Origin of the sequence: Brevundimonas vesicularis (assembly GCF_027105095.1) — a bacterium.
Classification (GTDB): Bacteria; Pseudomonadota; Alphaproteobacteria; order Caulobacterales; family Caulobacteraceae; genus Brevundimonas; species Brevundimonas vesicularis_E.
This window is the reverse complement of the sequence record NZ_CP114278.1, coordinates 448,404-465,670: the sequence shown is the minus strand read 5'-3', so window position 1 is coordinate 465,670 and position 17,267 is coordinate 448,404. Positions and strand designations below refer to the sequence as shown.

13 protein-coding genes are annotated in these 17,267 nt (G+C 66.5%); 6 read left to right on the top strand and 7 right to left on the bottom strand.

Translation table 11 applies throughout. The features are described 5' to 3' along the window. Positions 1 to 25: 25 nt before the first annotated feature. From O2K97_RS02295 to O2K97_RS02285, 3 genes are all read right to left on the bottom strand, one after another. Positions 26 to 1,183 carry an OmpA family protein gene (locus O2K97_RS02295; protein WP_269221084.1) on the bottom strand — a complete coding sequence of 386 codons (1,158 nt, stop codon included), beginning with the start codon at positions 1,181 to 1,183 and terminating at the stop codon, positions 26 to 28. A 239-nt stretch (positions 1,184 to 1,422) separates the two neighbouring features. Next, positions 1,423 to 1,890, bottom strand: a complete 468-nt coding sequence (locus tag O2K97_RS02290) for a MaoC family dehydratase (protein WP_269220280.1) — start codon at positions 1,888 to 1,890, stop codon at positions 1,423 to 1,425. A 62-nt stretch (positions 1,891 to 1,952) separates the two neighbouring features. Next, positions 1,953 to 2,933 (bottom strand): threonine ammonia-lyase, encoded by a 981-nt coding sequence (locus tag O2K97_RS02285; protein WP_269220279.1) that lies wholly within the window; start codon positions 2,931 to 2,933, stop codon positions 1,953 to 1,955. 38 nt (positions 2,934 to 2,971) lie between these two features. Between O2K97_RS02285 and glpK the strand changes: the two genes are divergently transcribed. From glpK to O2K97_RS02270, 3 genes are all read left to right on the top strand, one after another. After that, positions 2,972 to 4,468, top strand: coding sequence for a glycerol kinase GlpK (gene glpK, locus O2K97_RS02280; RefSeq protein ID WP_269220278.1), 1,497 nt, complete (start codon positions 2,972 to 2,974; stop codon positions 4,466 to 4,468). A 37-nt stretch (positions 4,469 to 4,505) separates the two neighbouring features. Further along, a complete protein-coding gene (locus O2K97_RS02275) occupies positions 4,506 to 5,582 on the top strand; it encodes a phosphotransferase family protein (protein WP_269220277.1) in 1,077 nt (358 codons plus the stop codon). A 74-nt stretch (positions 5,583 to 5,656) separates the two neighbouring features. Then, positions 5,657 to 6,772, top strand: a complete 1,116-nt coding sequence (locus O2K97_RS02270; RefSeq protein WP_269221083.1) for a non-reducing end alpha-L-arabinofuranosidase family hydrolase — start codon at positions 5,657 to 5,659, stop codon at positions 6,770 to 6,772. Here O2K97_RS02270 and O2K97_RS02265 read toward each other — a convergent pair. The 4 genes from O2K97_RS02265 to O2K97_RS02250 form a co-directional block, all read right to left on the bottom strand. After that, a complete protein-coding gene (locus O2K97_RS02265; RefSeq protein ID WP_269220276.1) occupies positions 6,762 to 7,517 on the bottom strand; it encodes a DUF1223 domain-containing protein in 756 nt (251 codons plus the stop codon). The genes O2K97_RS02270 and O2K97_RS02265 overlap by 11 nt on opposite strands. A 70-nt stretch (positions 7,518 to 7,587) precedes the next feature. Continuing rightward, positions 7,588 to 9,834 carry a prolyl oligopeptidase family serine peptidase gene (locus O2K97_RS02260; RefSeq protein ID WP_269220275.1) on the bottom strand — a complete coding sequence of 749 codons (2,247 nt, stop codon included), beginning with the start codon at positions 9,832 to 9,834 and terminating at the stop codon, positions 7,588 to 7,590. 156 nt (positions 9,835 to 9,990) lie between these two features. After that, positions 9,991 to 12,165, bottom strand: a complete 2,175-nt coding sequence (locus O2K97_RS02255; RefSeq protein ID WP_269220274.1) for a prolyl oligopeptidase family serine peptidase — start codon at positions 12,163 to 12,165, stop codon at positions 9,991 to 9,993. Between the two features lie 99 nt (positions 12,166 to 12,264). Beyond that, positions 12,265 to 13,059 (bottom strand): potassium channel family protein, encoded by a 795-nt coding sequence (locus O2K97_RS02250; RefSeq protein WP_269220273.1) that lies wholly within the window; start codon positions 13,057 to 13,059, stop codon positions 12,265 to 12,267. Between the two features lie 40 nt (positions 13,060 to 13,099). On the opposite strand from O2K97_RS02250, the gene dapF reads away from it, so the two are divergent. The 3 genes from dapF to rsmI all read left to right on the top strand — a co-directional run bounded on the left by dapF (position 13,100) and on the right by rsmI (position 17,263). Further along, positions 13,100 to 13,930 carry a diaminopimelate epimerase gene (gene dapF, locus O2K97_RS02245; protein WP_269220272.1) on the top strand — a complete coding sequence of 277 codons (831 nt, stop codon included), beginning with the start codon at positions 13,100 to 13,102 and terminating at the stop codon, positions 13,928 to 13,930. Between the two features lie 133 nt (positions 13,931 to 14,063). Continuing rightward, complete coding sequence (locus O2K97_RS02240; protein WP_017506676.1) at positions 14,064 to 16,394, top strand: NADP-dependent malic enzyme; 2,331 nt, start codon at positions 14,064 to 14,066, stop codon at positions 16,392 to 16,394. After that, complete coding sequence (gene rsmI / locus O2K97_RS02235) at positions 16,391 to 17,263, top strand: 16S rRNA (cytidine(1402)-2'-O)-methyltransferase (RefSeq protein WP_055809787.1); 873 nt, start codon at positions 16,391 to 16,393, stop codon at positions 17,261 to 17,263. Before O2K97_RS02240 ends, rsmI begins: the two co-directional genes overlap by 4 nt. Positions 17,264 to 17,267 lie beyond the last annotated feature (4 nt).

Sequence of the window (17,267 nt, the reverse complement as noted above, 5' to 3'; positions counted from 1 at the left end):
ACGAACCGGATCGGCTCCGAAAGTCTTAGAAGTTGATGTCGATGGTCGCGCGGCGGTTGAGCGGTTCACGCACACCGTCGGCGGTCGGCTTGGCCAAGTTGGTTTCACCCTTGCCGTCGAGGGCGATCACGCCGCCGTTGACGCCTTGAGCGACCAGGGCGTCCGCGACGGTGCGCGAACGACGGTTGGACAGACCCAGGTTATAGGCGGCCGAACCCGAGGTGTCGGTGTAGCCGACGATCAGGACGCGCGTCGGACGACCCGACTTGGCGTAGTTGGCGGCCTGCGTCACCACCGAACGGGCTTCCGCGGTCAGGTCCGAGCGATCCCAGTCGAAGTAGACGACGAACTGGCGAGCGACCGGGGTCTGAGCGACCGGCGGCGGGGGCGGCGGGGGCGGAGGAGGCGGCGGGGGCGGGGGCGGCGGGGGAGGCGGCGGGGGCGGAGCGTCTTCCGCACCGAAGCTGTAGCGCAGACCCAGGGTCACGGTGTGCGACTGATCGTAGTCGCCGTCCCATTCGCCGAACTGCGTAGCGCCAGGACCAGCGCCGACCGTCGTCGAGGCGAAGTTGGCGTCGCCCGTCAGGTAACGGTAGGTCAGGTCGATGTTGGTGCGGTCGCCCACAGCCCAGGCCAGACCAGCGATCGCCTGAGCGGCGAACTTGGTCGAGTCGTCATCAGCCGTGAAGGTGGCGGCGCGGTTGGCGCGCAGAGCGCCGGTCGTGTCGGTCTTCACGCGGTTGACGCCGGCGCCGAGGCCGACGAACGGACGAACGCCCCAGTACTCGAAGCCGAAGTCATAGATGACGTTGGCCATCAGGGTGGCGGATTCGATGTCGCCTTCGGGCGAGAAGCAACCGCCCGTCGCCGGGGTGAAGTTGCACAGGCCCTGCGTGCCCGACACGGCGCGAACGCGGCCGATGTCGCCCGAGCGATAACCGCCCTCCAGTTCAACGCGCCAGTTCGGGTTGAAGCGATAGCCGAGGCGAGCGAAAGCCGCCCAGCCGTCGTTCACTTCCCAGTTCCAGTTGGCGCCGGTCGTGGACGATTCAGCATTGATATCGTCGATCATGTGGTAGCCGGCGTCGATGGCGCCGTACCAACCATTGGGTTCCGCCGATGCGGCGCCAGCCGACAGGGCCAAGGCGGCCGCTGCGCTGGTGGCCAGCACGAAAGTCTTCATACGCATAGGGGGGTATCCCTCCGCCTCTGTTATAGTAGGGGGCGGGTCTACCGCCTACGCGGGTCTTACCAGCCTTGCCGTATAAGGTCGAGGCGGAAACGTGACGATATCGAACAGCAAATCTGAGACCGTGGCCTTGATGATACACGTGAATTTCGGGTCAGGCCACAGAATGGTTAATCACCAGCCCTCGACACGTCACAATCTAGGACCGCGCGGCGCTATAACCTATGCGAGCGTCATGGCTCGTTTTTTGGATCGACCATCTGCATCCCGAGCCACTCCGCAATCATCGCCGGCTTGTCGGCCCCTTCGATCTCGACGGTCAGTTCGTGTTTCAGCAACCAGCGTCCGCCGCCCTTGTCGTCCGCCGATAAGAGCTTGAAGCGACCGCGAATGCGTGATCCTGCCGGCACCGGCGCCAGGAACCGCAGCTTGTCAAAGCCGTAGTTTACGCCCATCACGACGCCCTCCAGGGGCGCCACCGCATCATAGCTCATGGCCGAAGCGAGGCTCAGGGTCAGAAAGCCGTGCGCGATTGTTCCGCCGAACGGCGTGGCCCTGGCCGCTTCTGGATCGACATGGATGAACTGGTGGTCTTCGGTGCAATCGGCGAAGGCGTCGATCCGGGCCTGAGTGACATCAAACCATTTCGACACACCGACCTCCCGGCCGATCAATGTCTGAAGTTCACTGGCCTTGGTCATTGTGCGTTTCCTCAGTTCATTTGATGTGAGGTTGGCCGACCGTTGTCACGAAGGAAAGACCCTCAGCCGCCGAAGCGCCCCTCGATGATCTCGGCGTACAGCGTCGGATCAACATTTCCGCCCGAAAGGACAATGGCTGTCGTCCGTCCTTTCGTCCGGATCTTTCCGGCAAGCACGGACGCTAGCGAGACGGCGCCGCCCGGTTCGAGGACGATCTTCAGATGGCGGAACGCGAACCGCATCGCTTGCGCAACCTCCTCGTCCGAGACGGTGATCGCCCCCGCCAGCCTTCGATTGATCGGCCAGGTCAGCACGCCCGGCATCGGCGACATCAGGGCGTCGCAGATCGAGGGCGCGCCTTGCGGATGACCGACACGCTCTCCAGCCGCCAGCGATCGCGCGGTGTCGTCGAACGCTTCGGGCTCGACCACGAACACCTTCGTCGCGGGACTGCGTTCGGCCATGACCAGATTGATCCCGGCCATCAACCCGCCGCCGGACGCCCCGCATAGCAGCTGGTCGAAGGGCGCATCCGCCTGATCCAGCATTTCCAGCGCCGTCGTCCCCTGACCCTCGATAACGAAGGGATCATCAAAGGGGGGAACCAGGATCGAGCCGCGCTCGGCGGCGATGGCCGCGCCGATCGCCTCGCGGCTTTCGCTCCAGCGGTCGTAGAAGCGCACCTCGCCGCCGAAGCCGATCACGCCCTCGACCTTCACCCTGGGCGAGTCCGACGGCATGACGATGACCGCCGGCGTCCCGACCATGGCGGCGGCGGCGGCCACCCCCTGGGCATGGTTCCCGGATGAGAAGGCGGCGACGCCGCGCGCCTTCTCATCGTCGGTCAGTCGGCTGATGCGGTTGTAGGCGCCGCGAAACTTGAAGGCTCCAGCGCGCTGCAGGCTTTCCGCCTTCATCAGAACCCGCCCGCCGACCGCTGCATTCAGCGCAGGACTTTCAAGCAGGGGCGTGCGGACGGCGACTCCATCGATCTGGCGGGCGGCGTCAAGGACGCCTTCATAGCTGGGCAGGTGCGTCGTCATATGCTCCCCTTAGCCCAAGACGCAGCCGGGAGAGAACCATGAGCCTGATCCTCGCCATCGACCAGGGCACGACCTCGACCCGCGCCATCGCCTTCGAGATTCGGGAACAGAACCTCAGGCCCGTCGCGGTCAGCCAGATCGAGCTGGCCCAGCATTTCCCGAAGTCCGGCTGGGTCGAACATGACGCCGCCGAAATCTGGGCGGCGACGCTCCAGACCTGTCGAGAGGTAGTGCGCAAGGCCGGCGGCGTCGCCCGCTTCAACGCCATCGGCATCACCAATCAGCGGGAAACGGCCGTAATCTGGGATGCAGCGACCAGCGAGCCGCTGCATCGCGCCATCATCTGGCAGGATCGCCGTACTGCCGACGTCACCGCACGCCTGACCGCCCAAGGCCACGAGCCTCGGGTCCAGACCATGACCGGCCTGATCCTCGATCCCTATTTCTCGGCGACCAAGTTCGCTTGGCTCCTGGACGCTGTGCCCGGATCGCGCGAGCGGGCGGCGAAGGGCGAGGTCAAGCTGGGCACGATCGACGCCTGGCTGATCTGGAAGCTCACTGGCGGCCGGGTCCACGCCACCGATGCGACCAATGCTTCACGCACGTCGTTGATGGATCTGAGGACGGTCGAATGGCGTGACGACCTGTGCGATGTGTTCGACATCCCGCGCGAAGCCCTGCCTGACATCGTCCCCTGCGCGGGTGTGATCGGCGAGAGCGATCCGGCGCTGTTTGGCCAGCCTCTGCCCATCGCCGGATCGGCCGGAGACCAGCAGGCAGCCCTTGTCGGGCACGGGGCGCTGAAGGCCGGGGACGCCAAGATCACCTATGGCACCGGCGCCTTTCTGGTCGCCAATGTCGGCGCGGAGCCGGTGGCCTCGACACGGCGTCTGTTGGGCACGCTCGGCTATCAGGCCGACGGCCAGACCGCCTATGCGCTGGAGGGGTCGATCTTCTCGGCCGGCTCGGCGATCCAGTGGCTGAGAGACGGGGTCGGGCTGATCTCGGAGTCGCGTCAGTCGGAGGCGATGGCGCAGACGCTCAGGGACAACGGCGGGGTCTATATGGTCCCGGGCTTCACCGGTCTGGGCGCGCCATGGTGGGAACCGGAAGCGAGGGGGACCATCGTCGGGCTGACACGGGATTCCGGTCCGGCCCATTTCGTCCGCGCCGCGCTGGAAGCCCTGGCCTATCAGACGCGCGATCTGCTCGACGCCCTGGCCGCCGACGGCGCCCCGCCTCTGAAGACGCTGAAGGTGGACGGCGGCGTCACCGCCAACAGTTTCGCCATGCAGTTCGTTTCCGACATCTGCGAAGTCGAGGTGGAGCGTCCGGCCTTCCAGGAGATGACGGCCCTGGGCGCCGCGCGCCTGGCGGCCCTGGGCGTCGGCCTTTTGCCGGACTTGGAGGCGCGCCCGGCCGAGGCGCCCGCCTGCTGGAAACCGCGCATGAAGGCGGACGAGCGCGAGCGTCTGCTTTCCGGCTGGCGTCGCGCGGTGAAGGCCGCCATCATCGCCGCGTCGGACCGGGCGTGAGATCCGGACGGCTCAAGGAAACGACGAGGACCGCCGCATGACCGACGCCGCCCCGCTGGACGCCCAGAGCGCCTTCTCCGGCACGCGCGAGGTCGATCCGCGCTATCGCCTAGACGAGGCGGCGCTGGATGCCTGGATGCGCGCCCACGTCTCGGGATACGGCGGCCCGCTGACGGTGCGACAGTTCAAAGGCGGCCAGTCGAACCCGACCTATGAACTGGTGACGCCCACGCACGCCTATGTGCTGCGTCGCAAACCGCCCGGCGTCCTGCTGCCCAGCGCCCACGCCGTCGACCGCGAGTTTCAGATCATCTCGGCTCTGGCCGCGCAGGGCTTCCCCGTCGCCAAGCCGCATGCCCTATGCCTGGACGAAACCGTCATCGGCTCGATCTTCTATGTGATGGACAAGGTCGAGGGTCGGATCTTCTGGGATTTGAAGCTGCCCGGCCTGACGCCCGTGGAGCGGCGCGCCGTATATGAAGCCCAGACGGACACGCTGGCCCGGCTGCACGCCTTCGATCCGGCCGCCATCGGCTTGGGCGACTACGGCAAGGCTGGAAACTATTTCGCGCGTCAGGTCGCTCGTTGGACCAAGCAGTACCGGGCGTCTGAGACCGAGCCGGTTCCGGTGATGGACCGGCTGATCGCCTTCCTGCCCGAAAGCCTCCCGGCCGAGGGACCCAGCCGCATCGTCCACGGCGACTTTCGTCTCGACAACATGATCCTGGCGCCGGACCGCGCAGAGGTTCGCGCCGTGCTGGATTGGGAGCTGTCGACCCTGGGCGATCCGATGGCCGACTTCTCCTATCTGCTGATCGCTTGGGCCATTCCGGCTTCGCTGCGCAACGGCCTCGCCGGCGCCGATCTGGAAGCCTTGGGCATCCCGTCCGTGGAGGAGACCGTGGAACGCTACGCCGCCGCGACAGGCATGCGGCCCGCCAACCTCGACTGGCTCTACGCCTACAATCTGTTCCGCCTGGCGGCCATCTGCCAAGGCATCGCCGGCCGCGTCCGCGACGGCACCGCCGCCAGCGCCCACGCCAAGACCATGGCCGCCCAGGTCGGTCCGCTCAGCGACGCGGCCTGGGGGTTTGCGAAGCAGGCGGGAGCCTAGACGTCTTTAACGTCAGCGCCATTTATGGATAGGCCGGGTCTGATTTCCGTTTCAAAGCGCTTCAGGCAGTGATCATGCTAAGGAACAACCGTCGATGGACACGGCCGATCATTGCCGCATTGGCCTGCGTGTTTGTCGTCCATTTCAATCCAACGACGGCGCAGTCCGTGGAAGACGCGGCGTCGCCTCCACGATTCCACTGGCGCTCTTCGGCCCAACTCATCGCCCCAAGGGCCGGTGACGGGAACGGATATTCGGCCCTGAAGGACCCCACGATCGTCTATGTGGATGACGAGTATCATGTCTTCATGACCTCAGTCGGTGCCGAGGGCTGGCACATGGCCTATACCCATTTCACAGACTGGTCGCAGGCATCGACCGCCCCCATCGTCGATCTGAAGCAGTCGGGTATCGGGCCCGGTTACAGAGCCGCCCCGCAGGTGTTCTACTTCGCGCCGCAGAAGCTCTGGTACATGGTCTATCAGAGCGGGCCGCCCGTCTATTCGACGACCGCGACGATTGGCGACCCACTATCCTGGAGCGGGCCGAAACCGTTCTTCGATCAGGCCCCGGACATCATTAAGGCCGCCACGGGCCAGGAGGCCTGGCTCGATTTCTGGGTCATATGCGATGACGTGTCCTGCTATCTGTTCAACACCGACGACCATGGAAATCTGTTCCGGTCGCGAACCTCGCTCCAGCAATTTCCGGCCGGCTTCTCCGACACACGCCGCATGATGACAGGGCCGCGAGACGACGTCTTCGAAGCCAGCATGCACTATCGACTGGCCGGCACGAACACCTACCTGACCCTGGTCGAGGCCATTGGACCGCAGGGCCGCTATTTCCGCGCCTGGACCAGCGACCGCCTAGATGGCGACTGGCGTCTGCTGGCCGGCAGTCCATCGCGTTCCTTCGCCGGATCGGACAACGTCGTCTTCGATGGAGAGGCCTGGTCTCAGGGCGTATCGCATGGCGAGTTGGTTCGCAGCGGCTATGATCAGACCCTGACGCTAGATCCCTGCCAGCCGCTTCAGTTCCTTTATCAAGGCCTGGAGCCGCATGCGGCGGACACGGCCTATATCGACCTGCCCTATCGCCTGGGCCTGCTGACGGCGACAGGGCCCAATCCGATCAGCGCCCTATGCCCCTCGGCGACGAAAGGCAACGCCTTGCCGCCTAGTCCCTGACGGCGGCGCCCAAGATGCGCTTGTCCGTCTTGCCTTGCACCAGCACCGCCACGGCCTCGCCGGGGCGGGCGGACGGCAGCGCGTAGAGCATCGGGCGGCCGCGCCATTCGCCCAGGCGCGTCACGCCGCGCACGACGTTCATGTGTCGCACGGCCTGACCTCTGTTCTCGCCCTGACGGACCTCGACCACCTGAGGACCGGGCGTATAGGTCACCGCCACCACCTCGGCGCCGCCGACCGGCGCGCGGCCGGAACCGACGCCGACGCCGGCTCCGTTCTCGCGGAACTCGATCTCCGGCGGCCAGGCCTGACGCACCGCCTCCTGACCGATGGCGGTTTCGAGCTCGACGCTGCGGGCGCCCGACACCTGACGTCGGCCGTCGATCACGACCTGCGGCGTCGAGACGCCGCGCTGACGCAGGGCGGCGCGATAGGCGCGCTGGCGCTGAACGAACTCGGGCCGGGCGAAGGTGTCGGTCCAGCCGAGGTAATCCCAGTAGTCGACGCCGTAGGTGAGGGCGATGACGCCGGGCTGGGCCGCCGCCTTCTCCACCGCCGCATTGGCCTCGATGCAGCCGCCACAGCCCTGGGCGGTGAACAGTTCGACGACCACCGGCGGGCCGTTGGCCGTCGCGTGGCGCGGCGCAAGCGGCGGACGCCCCGCCGCCGGCTGGGCTGCCGAGGCGACGGCTGCAAGGGCGCCCGCCATGACCGTGCCCGCGATGATCCAACCCTTGGTGTTCATGCCGTCGTTCTTAGCCCTCGGGCTGCAATGGAGCGCCTCATATTCGCGTGAGGCTCTCCCTCCGCTTCATTCAATCCATCAGCTGTTGCGACAGATAGACATAGTGGCGGGCCCAGCGACGGGCGTTGGCGACCGGGTCGGCGTCGTTGGAGTGGCCGCCGGCCGTGTCCTCATAATAGAGGTGGTCATAGCCCATATCGCCCAGGCGCGCGGCGAACTTGCGCGCATGGCCGGGGTGGACCCGGTCGTCGCGCGTGTTGGTGGTCAGATAGACGCGGGGATAGGGTTGGCCCGGACGGAGCTGCTGATAGGCGGAATATTTCGCGATCCACGCGGCTTCTTCGGGGATGCGCGGGTCGCCGTATTCGCCGATCCACGACGCCCCGGCCGGCAATTCGTGATAGCGCAGCATGTCCACCAGCGGGCTTTCGATCACCGCCGCATTGAACAGTTCGGGGTGCTGGGTGATCGACACCGAGGTCAGGACCCCGCCGTTCGAGCGGCCATAGATGCCCAGGCGACGCGGGCTGGTGATCCCGCGCTGTTCCAGATCGCGCGCCACGGCGGCGAAGTCGTCAAAGGCCTTCTGACGATCGCCGTCCAAGGCCGCCTGGTGCCAGTCGGGCCCGAACTCGCCCCCGCCGCGGATGTTGGCCTGGACGAAGACCCCGCCCCGCTCCAGCCACAGCTTGCCCATCTCGGGCTTGTAGGCCGGGTTCAGACTGACCTGGAAGCCGCCGTAGCCCAGCATGACGGTCGGGTTCGAGCCGTCCAGCTTCATGTCGCGCGGCCGGGTGACGAAATAGGGGATTTTCGTCCCGTCGGTCGAGGTCGCCTCGAACTGCTCCACCACATGGGTCGAGGTGTCGAACTTGGCCGGGGCGGCCTTCAGTTCGGTCAGTGCGGTCGAACCGACTGAAGTCAGGCTCAAAGTCGGGGGCGTCAGGAATCCCTGGGTCGAGACGAAGACCTCGCCCTTCGACTTGGAGGAATCGCCCAGACCGACGGCGATGTTCTGGGGCACGGCGACGTCCTGACGCCGCCAGCCGAACTCGCCCCTGTTCTCGAAGACCGCCAACCGCCCGGCCACATTGTCGGACAGAGACGCGACGACCTGGCGATCCAGAACTCGCACGTCACCCAAAGATTGGCGCGCGGCCGGTTCATAGATCAGGTAGGCCTGATTGCTGATGCTCAGATCGTCGCGGTCGGCCCGCAGACTGTTCAGCGGGATCGAAAGCAGCGAACCGGGCTTGTAGTCGATGCCGTTGAAGGTCCAGGCCTCGTCGTTGGAGACGATCAACAGGTCTCCCTGCGCGCCGAAGACGCTGACCCGATCCGGCAAGGCCAGCTTTTGGGTGGAACCGTCGTGGGCCATCATCCACGTCTCGGACCGGAAGGTGTCCAGCGGGCGCGTGATGATGACGGCCGTCACCTTGCCGTCCCTGTCGCGATAGACGGCGGGGCTGACGCCATAGCCGCCGTCGCCCTGTTCGCCGCGATAGACCTCGGTCGCCTGGGCCAGGGTCTGACCGCGCTTCAGCGTCTTGACGATGAAGGGATAGCCGGACTCCGTCATGGCGCCCGCGCCGAAATCGGTGGCGACCAGCAGGGTGTCGCGATCCAGCCATTCGATGCGGTGCTTGCCCTCGGGCAGGTTAAAACCGCCATCCACAAAGCGCCCGGTCGTCAGGTCGAACTCGCGCACGACCACCGCGTCCTTGCCGCCGTCGGACAGATTGATCAGGCAGCGCGTGTCGTCCGGCGCCAGGCAGTCAGCGCCCTTGAACACCCAGTCCTTGCCCTCCGCCTTGGACAGGGCGTCGATGTCCAGCAGCGTCTCCCATTGCGGCGTTGCGGTCCGGTAGCTGGCCAGCGTCGTGCGACGCCAGACGCCCTTGGGATTGGTCGCGTCCTGCCAGAAGTTGCCGATGCCGTCGCCCAGGAAGGACGGGCTGGGGATGCGATCGGTCGCAGTCAGGATCGCCTGAGCCTCGGCGCGGAAGGTTTCGTAGCGCGGGTCGCCGGTCAGGACGGCGAGGGACTTGCGGTTCTCCTCGGCGACGAAGGCCATGGCCTCGGCCCCGTCCACCTGCTCCAGAGCCAGATGATCGTCCGCCGCCGCGACGCCCGCCGGGGTCAGGTCGTGCGGGAAGTGAGGAGGGGGGAGTTGCGTCGTCAACGCTGCGCCATCTGGCCCAGAACAGTCATAACAGACCGGCTTGTCTTGCGCCGCAGCAGTCGACGTCTGTGCGAGCACGGGCGGCGCCCCCATCAGAAGGGCCGGGATGGCGGCGGACAGGATCAGGTGACGCATTCGAAAACTCCGCAAACTAATCCTCCTCCGCATCGCGGGGGAGGGGGACCGCCGCAGGCGGTGGAGGGGGCTGGAACCAGACAGGGTGCGCGGGGTCGCCCCCACTTCGTGGTCCCCCTTCCCCGTTCGCAGGCGCTCACGGGGGAGGATTGAGTCCTATTCCTGCGCCGGCGTGTCCATCAGGCGGCGCGACAGATAGGTGTATTCCAGCGCCAGACGACGCGCGGTCTCGCGCAGATTGGCGCCCGCTGCGTGGCCGCCATCGACGTTCTCGTAGAACAGCACCGGATAGCCCAGCTCTTCCAGACGCGCCGCCGCCTTGCGCGCATGGCCCGGATGGACGCGGTCGTCCTTGGTCGAGGTATGGATAAAGACTTCTGGATAGGGCTGGCCCGCGCGCAGGTTCTGATAGGGCGAGTATTGCTCGATCCAGGCACGCTGCTCGGGGATGTCGGGGTTGCCGTATTCGCCGATCCACGAGGCGCCGGCGAGAAGCTTGTGGAAGCGCAGCATGTCGAACAGCGGTACCTGAATAACGGCGGCGTTGATCAGGTCCGGACGCTGGGTCAGCATTGCGCCCATGAACAGCCCGCCCTGCGAGCCGCCCATGATGCCCAGCTTGGGCTGACTGGTGATGTCGCGGGCGATCAGGTCCAGAGCCACGGCCTGGAAATCCTCGTGCGCGCGCTGGCGGTTCTGTTGCAAGGCCGCCTCGTGCCAGCGCGGTCCGAACTCGCCGCCGCCGCGCGTATTGGCGATGACGTAAACGGCGCCCCGCTCCAGCCACAGCTTGCCGACCGTCGCCGAATAGCCCGGCAGCAGCGAGCTTTCGAACCCGCCGTAGCCGTACAGAAGCGTGGGGTTGGAGCCGTCCAGCGGCATGTCCGCCTTATGCACCACGAAATAGGGGATCATGGTCCCGTCGGCCGAGCGGGCCTCGTGCTGATCGACCGTCATGCCGGCGGCGTCGAACTTGGCCGGCATCGACTTGACCTGATCGACCGCGCCAGTCGCGGCATCCGCCAGCCACAGGCTGGAGGGGTTTAGATAGCCGGTGACGCTGACAAAGACCTTGTCGTCCTTCTCCGAGGCCGAACCGACGCCGACAGAGACGTTCTGGGGCAGGTCCAGCGTCGTGTGCGCCCATTCGCCCTGACCGGGGGTGTAAACCCGCACCGAACCGCGCACATTTTCGTACAGGGCCACGACCAGCCTGTTGCGCGTGACGTTGACGCCCTCAATGGCCTGACGCTCGGTTGGACGCAGCACCAGCTGGGCCGGGGTCGCCTGATCGGCCAGCCAGGCCTCCAACGGCCAGGCGATCAGGTCGCCGGTCTTGAAATCCTGACCCGACGGCGCGGTCCAGTCCTGTTTCAGCGACACCAGAAGCTGGCCCTGGACTAGGCCGGTGATGTCGGACTTGGCCGGCAGCTGAAGCTGGGTCAGGGCGCCGTCGTCGCCCAGGCGCCAGGTCTCGGACGAATAGAAGTCCACCGAACGGTTGATCAGCATCGCCTTCACCACCCCGTCGGCGTCGCGCAGCGTATAGCCGGACACCGAGACGTCGGTCGGCTGGCCGGTGAACAGGGTCTCGGCCTGGTCGGGCGTCTGGCCGCGCTTCATCCGCTTGACCACCATCGGATAGCCCGAGTTGGTCAGGGTGCCGGGACCGAAGTCGCGCGAGATCAGCAGGGTGTCCTTGTCGATCCAGGATGCGCCGCCCTTGGATTCCGGCAGGGTGATGCCGCCGTCGACGAACTTGCGCTCGACCGTGTCGAACTCGCGCAGGGTCACCGCGTCCTTACCGCCGTTCGACAGGCTGATCAGGCAGTAGCGCTCGTCGGGCTGAAGGCAGGTCGAGCCCTTGTAGACCCAGTTCTGGCCCTCGGCCGCCGCCAGGGCGTCGATGTCGAGGATGGTCTGCCACTCGGGCGTGGCGGTGCGATAGCTGTCCAGCGTCGTGCGGCGCCACAGCCCGCGCACATGCTGGGCGTCCTGCCAGAAGTTGTCGATATGGCCGTCGTGAGTGAAGCCGGGCGAGGGGATGCGGTCCTGGGCCTGAACGATCTCCAGCGCCTGCTGATGCAGGGTCTCGTAGCGGGGATCGCCCTGCAGCACGGCGAAGGTGCGTTCGTTGTGGGCCTTGACCCACTCCATCGCCCGCTCGCCCTCGACCTCTTCGAGCCACAGATAGGGATCGGTCGCATCGCTGACAGCGAAGCCGCCGGAGGTCGGAGCGGGTGAGGAGGTGGGGGTCTGGGCCATGGATACCGAGGTCAGGCTGGTGGAGGCGAGAAGCGTCGCAAGCGCGACGGCGGAAGCACGGATCATGGACAGGTCCCTAAAACGAAGCCGGCACCTTAACGACGCCTTCCCGTGCGGCAAGCCGTGCGACCTAACCGTTTTGTCACATCGGCGGGACGCGCCGCCTCATCCCTCGTCGGGAATGCAAAGCAGATTACCGCACGCCTTGCAGTGGACGGCGTCGGGATCGTGGTTCTGCAGGCCGCAGCGATCGCAGGGGAAATGCACCTTGTGCGGTCGGATCAGGGCCTGGGCCAGGCGCAGGAACAGGGTGATTCCGACCAGCATGACGGCGATGGACAACAACCGCCCCCACGGGCCGGGCAGGGTGACGTCGCCAAACCCGGTCGTCGTCAGGGTGGCCACCGTGAAATACAGCGCATCCACATAGCCGGCGATGCCGTCGTGCCCCCTGAAGGTCGCGTAGACGAAGCCGGTCGCCACGAAGACGAAGGTGATCAGATTGGCCAGGGCCCGCGCGATCCCCTCGACCCGCGTATCATCGAACCGCGCCCCCACGGTGCGCCAGAAGAAGTCCGAGTTCAGTAGGGTCCATAGGCGCAGCATCCGCAGGAAGCCGAGGTTGAACAGCCAGGCCGGAAACAACAGGGTCGCCAGCACGAACAGATCGACCCAGACGATCGGCCGCTTCAGCCAGTCCTTGATGTTGGCATAGGCATAGGCCCGCGCGGCCAGGTCCAGGGCCAGGATGGCCGCGACGAAATAATCCAGCGCATAGAAGGCCCAGCCCATGTTCTTCAGGATCGGCGCCGCCAAGAAAAAGGCGATGATCGCCAGATCGATGACGATGACCATCAACCGGAACCGCACCGCCGGCGGCTGACTGCCGTGATACAGGTATCGCAGCCGGGCGCGCAGTCGCAGGCCGTTGTCCTTGGGGTCGGTTTCGGTCTGGGACACGCTGGTTTCCGCGACGCTGGGTTGGGCCTATATGGCCTGCATGACCCGTCCTTTCGTCAAGATGAACGGCGCCGGCAATGACTTCGTCGTCGTCAATGCGCTGGAACAGCCGTTCGCTCCCGGCGAGGACCAGATTCGTGCGCTGGGAGACCGCCAGACGGGCGAGGGGTTCGACCAACTGATCGCCATCGAACCGTCAGACACGGCCGACGCCTTCATGCGGGTGTGGAACGCCGATGGATCGATGGTCGAGACCTGCGGCAACGCCCTGCGCTGCGTCGGTTGGCTGTTGATGCAGGCCAACGCCTCGGACCGCGTCGTCATCGATACGGCGGCCGGCCCGACCGCCGCCACCCGAGCGGGCGACCACCGCGTGACCGTGGACATGGGCAGGCCCCGCCTGGACTGGACCCAGGTTCCGCTGGCCGAAGAGATGGACACCCGCAGGATCGAGCTTCAGGTCGGGCCGATCGACGCGCCGATCCTGCATACGCCCGGCGCCGTCTCCATGGGCAATCCGCACGTGGTCTTCTTCACCGACCGCCAGGACGACGGCTTCGTCACGGGGTCCGGCTCTCTGGTCGAGCATCACCCGCTGTTCCCGCAAGGGGTCAATGTCGGCTTCGCCAATGTGCTGGACCGGGACCACATCCGCCTGCGGGTCTGGGAACGGGGGGCCGGCCTGACCAAGGCCTGCGGCACCGGCGCCTGCGCCGCCCTGGTCGCCACCGCGCGGCGCGGCCTGACCGAACGTAAGGCGACGGTCGTCGTCGATGGCGGCGAACTGATCATCGACTGGGATGCCGCGACCGATCACGTCCTGATGACCGGACCGGTCGAGATCGAACGGACGGGCGTGCTGTCGATCTGACGGCGTTGACGCTGACGCGCAGCTAAGGCTCCGGGCCGATTGCGCAGGCTTCCTCGGCGTCAAGGGTTGGCGCGGCCCGTCCCAGCCTCTAGGACACGAACGGTTAAAGCCACGCCGACGCCCTGGACGACCGATGCCCGATCAGACCGAAAAGCAAACCTTCTCCGACGACGAAGCGCTGGACTTCCACCGCATCCCGACGCCGGGCAAGATTTCCATGGCGCCGACCAAGCCGATGGCGACCCAGCGCGACCTGTCGCTGGCCTATTCGCCGGGCGTGGCCGTGCCGGTCCTGGCCATCGCCGCCGATGCGGACAAGGCCTACGACTACACCTCCAAGGGCAATCTGGTCGCCGTCATCTCGAACGGCACCGCGATCCTGGGCCTGGGCAACCTGGGTCACATGGCCTCCAAGCCGGTCATGGAGGGCAAGTCGGTCCTGTTCAAACGGTTCGCCGACGTCGACAGCTTCGACGTCGAAGTGAAGACCACCGACCCGGACGAGTTCATCACCGTCGTCAAGAACATTGGCGACACCTGGGGCGGCATCAATCTGGAGGACATCAAGTCCCCCGAATGCTTCGTCATTGAAAGCGAGCTTCAGGACCTGCTGGATATCCCCGTCTTCCATGACGACCAGCACGGCACAGCCATCATCTCGACCGCCGGCCTGATCAATGCGGTCCATATCGCCGGCAAGAAGCTGGACGAGATCAAGGTCGTGCTGGCCGGCGCCGGGGCGGCGGGCCTGTCCTCCATCGCCCTGATGAAGGCCGCGGGCGTCAAGGCCGAGAACACCGTGATCTGCGACCGAGACGGCGTCGTCTACAAGGGGCGCGACCACGGCATGGACCAGTGGAAGGCCGCCCACGCCACCGATACGCCCCTGCGCACTCTGGCCGAGGCCATGGTCGGCGCCGACGTGGTGCTGGGCCTGTCGGCCAAGGGCGCAATCACCAAGGAGATGGTCGCCTCGATGGCGCCCAATCCGATCATCTTCGCCATGGCCAACCCCGACCCCGAGATCACGCCCGAGGACGTCAAGTCGGTGCGTTCGGACGCCATCATCGCCACGGGCCGCTCGGACTATGTGAACCAGGTCAACAACGTCCTGGCCTTCCCCTATCTGTTCCGGGGCGCGCTGGACGTGCGGGCGCGCCGCGTGAACCACGAGATGAAGATCGCCTGCGCCCAGGCTCTGGCCGCCCTGGCGCGCGAAGACGTGCCGGACGAGGTCGCCGCCGCCTATCGCGGACGCAAGCTGAAATTCGGGCCGGATTACATCATCCCAACGCCCTTCGACCCGCGCCTGATCTGGTACATCCCGCCCTTCATCGCCCAGGCGGCGATGGACACCGGCGTGGCCCGCGTCCAGATCGAGGACATGGACGCCTATCGTCACGCGCTGCGTTCGCGCGTCGATCCGTCCGCCGCCCTCATGCAGAAGATTAGCTCGGCCGTGCGCGGCGGACCGAACAAGCGCGTCGTCTTCGCCGAGGGCGAAGAACCCGCCGTCATTCGCGCCGCCTGGGGCTTCAAACAGGCCGATCTGGGCACGCCGATCCTGGTGGGCCGCGAGGATCTGATCCGTCAGAACGCCGCCGAGGCGGGCCTGAACTTCGACGAACTGGGCATCGAGATCACCAACGCGCGCGTCTCCGACCACAATGTCGAGGACACCGATTGGCTGTACGAAAAGCTGCAGCGCCGTGGCTATCTGCGCCGCGACGTGCAGCGGATGATCAATCAGGACCGCAACTATTTCGCCGCCACCTTGGTCGCCAAGGGCCGGGCCGACGCCATGGTCGCGGGCGTGACCCGCAACTTCAACATGGCGCTTAAAGAAGTTCAGCGCGTGCTGGACGTGGACGACACCCTGATCGGCCTGTCGATCCTGCTGGCCAAGGGGCGCACCCTGTTCGTCGCCGACACCACCATCCACGAACTGCCGAACGCCGAAGAGCTGGCCGACATCGCCATCAAGGCGGCCGATACGGTCAGGAAGCTGGGTCGCAATCCGCGCGTGGCCTTCCTGTCCTATTCCACCTTCGGCAACCCGCCCGGCGACCGCGCCGAGAAGGTGCGTGAGGCGATCCGCATCCTGGACAAGAAGGGCGTCGATTTCGAATACGAAGGCGAAATGCCGCCGGAAGTCGCGCTCGATCCCAAGGGGCATTCGGCCTACGCCTTCAACCGCCTGACCAAGCCGGCCAACGTCCTGGTCATGCCCGCCATCCATTCCGCCGCCATCTCGACCAAACTGGTTCAGGCGCTGGGCGGCGCAACCGTGATCGGACCGTTGCTGGTCGGTCTGGAGAAGCCGGTGCAGATCGTGTCGCTGGGCGCCTCGGTCAGCGAGATCATCACCGCAGCCACCTTCGCCGCCTATGACGCCGGTCCCGCCTTCCAGGGGTCAGGCCTGACCTCGGCGCCGCGTCCCCCCGCGGCCGTGGTCGAGCGTTGAGCGAAGCCTCGCCCTTTCCGCCCGCCGCCCCGCCGCCCCGGCGGGTGGAGCCGGGCCTCTACCTGGTGGCCACCCCGATCGGGAACCTGCGCGACATGACGCTGAGGGCGCTGGACGTGCTGGCCGCCGCCGACCTGGTGCTGGCCGAGGACACCCGCGTCACCGCCAAACTGCTGAGCGCCTATGGGCTGAAGGCCAGGCTGGAACGGTGCGACGACCATGCGTCCGGCCGCGCCGCCGAACAGGCGATCGAACGGTTGCGCGAGGGACAAGTGGTGGCCTTGGTGTCGGATGCGGGCACGCCGCTGGTCAGCGACCCCGGCTTCGTCGTCGCCCGGGCGGTGATCGCCGAGGGCCTGCCCGTCCATCCGATCCCCGGCGCCTCGAGCCTGTTGGCCGCCCTGTGCATCGCCGGCTTGCCGGCCGACCGGGTGCTGTTCGCCGGCTTCCTGCCGCCCAAGACGGCAGGCCGCACCGCCGCGCTGGAAGGCTTGAAGAGCCAGCGCCAGACGCTGGTCTTCTTCGAAAGCGGGCCGCGCCTGAAGGACAGTTTGACCGATATGGCCGCCGTGCTGGGTCCGCGCCCCGCCGCCGTCGCCCGCGAGCTGACCAAACTCTATGAAGAGTGCGTGCGCGGGACGCTGGACGACTTGGCCGTCGATCCCCGTCTGGATAGTCCCAAGGGCGAAATCGTCGTGGTCGTCGGCCCCGGCGAAGCGGTCCAGGCGACCGAGGCCGACGCGGACGCCGCCCTGATCGACGCCCTTCAGACCCTGTCCACCGGCGACGCCGCTTCCGAGGTGGCCAAGGCCTTGGGTCTGAACCGAAAGACCCTGTATCGCCGGGCGCTGGAGCTGAAGGGCAAGTGAAGCG

Excerpts from the sequence above, each read along its gene's own strand:
- O2K97_RS02265 (WP_269220276.1), bottom strand. The coding sequence starts at position 7,517 with ATGAACACCAAGGGTTGGATCATCGCGGGCACGGTCATGGCGGGCGCC.
- O2K97_RS02275 (WP_269220277.1), top strand. The coding sequence starts at position 4,506 with ATGACCGACGCCGCCCCGCTGGACGCCCAGAGCGCCTTCTCCGGCACG.
- O2K97_RS02285 (WP_269220279.1), bottom strand. The coding sequence starts at position 2,933 with ATGACGACGCACCTGCCCAGCTATGAAGGCGTCCTTGACGCCGCCCGC.
- O2K97_RS02295 (WP_269221084.1), bottom strand. The coding sequence starts at position 1,183 with ATGAAGACTTTCGTGCTGGCCACCAGCGCAGCGGCCGCCTTGGCCCTG.
- O2K97_RS02270 (WP_269221083.1), top strand. The coding sequence starts at position 5,657 with ATGCTAAGGAACAACCGTCGATGGACACGGCCGATCATTGCCGCATTG.
- O2K97_RS02255 (WP_269220274.1), bottom strand. The coding sequence starts at position 12,165 with ATGATCCGTGCTTCCGCCGTCGCGCTTGCGACGCTTCTCGCCTCCACC.
- dapF (WP_269220272.1), top strand. The coding sequence starts at position 13,100 with ATGACCCGTCCTTTCGTCAAGATGAACGGCGCCGGCAATGACTTCGTC.
- O2K97_RS02290 (WP_269220280.1), bottom strand. The coding sequence starts at position 1,890 with ATGACCAAGGCCAGTGAACTTCAGACATTGATCGGCCGGGAGGTCGGT.
- O2K97_RS02240 (WP_017506676.1), top strand. The coding sequence starts at position 14,064 with ATGCCCGATCAGACCGAAAAGCAAACCTTCTCCGACGACGAAGCGCTG.
- glpK (WP_269220278.1), top strand. The coding sequence starts at position 2,972 with ATGAGCCTGATCCTCGCCATCGACCAGGGCACGACCTCGACCCGCGCC.
- O2K97_RS02260 (WP_269220275.1), bottom strand. The coding sequence starts at position 9,834 with ATGCGTCACCTGATCCTGTCCGCCGCCATCCCGGCCCTTCTGATGGGG.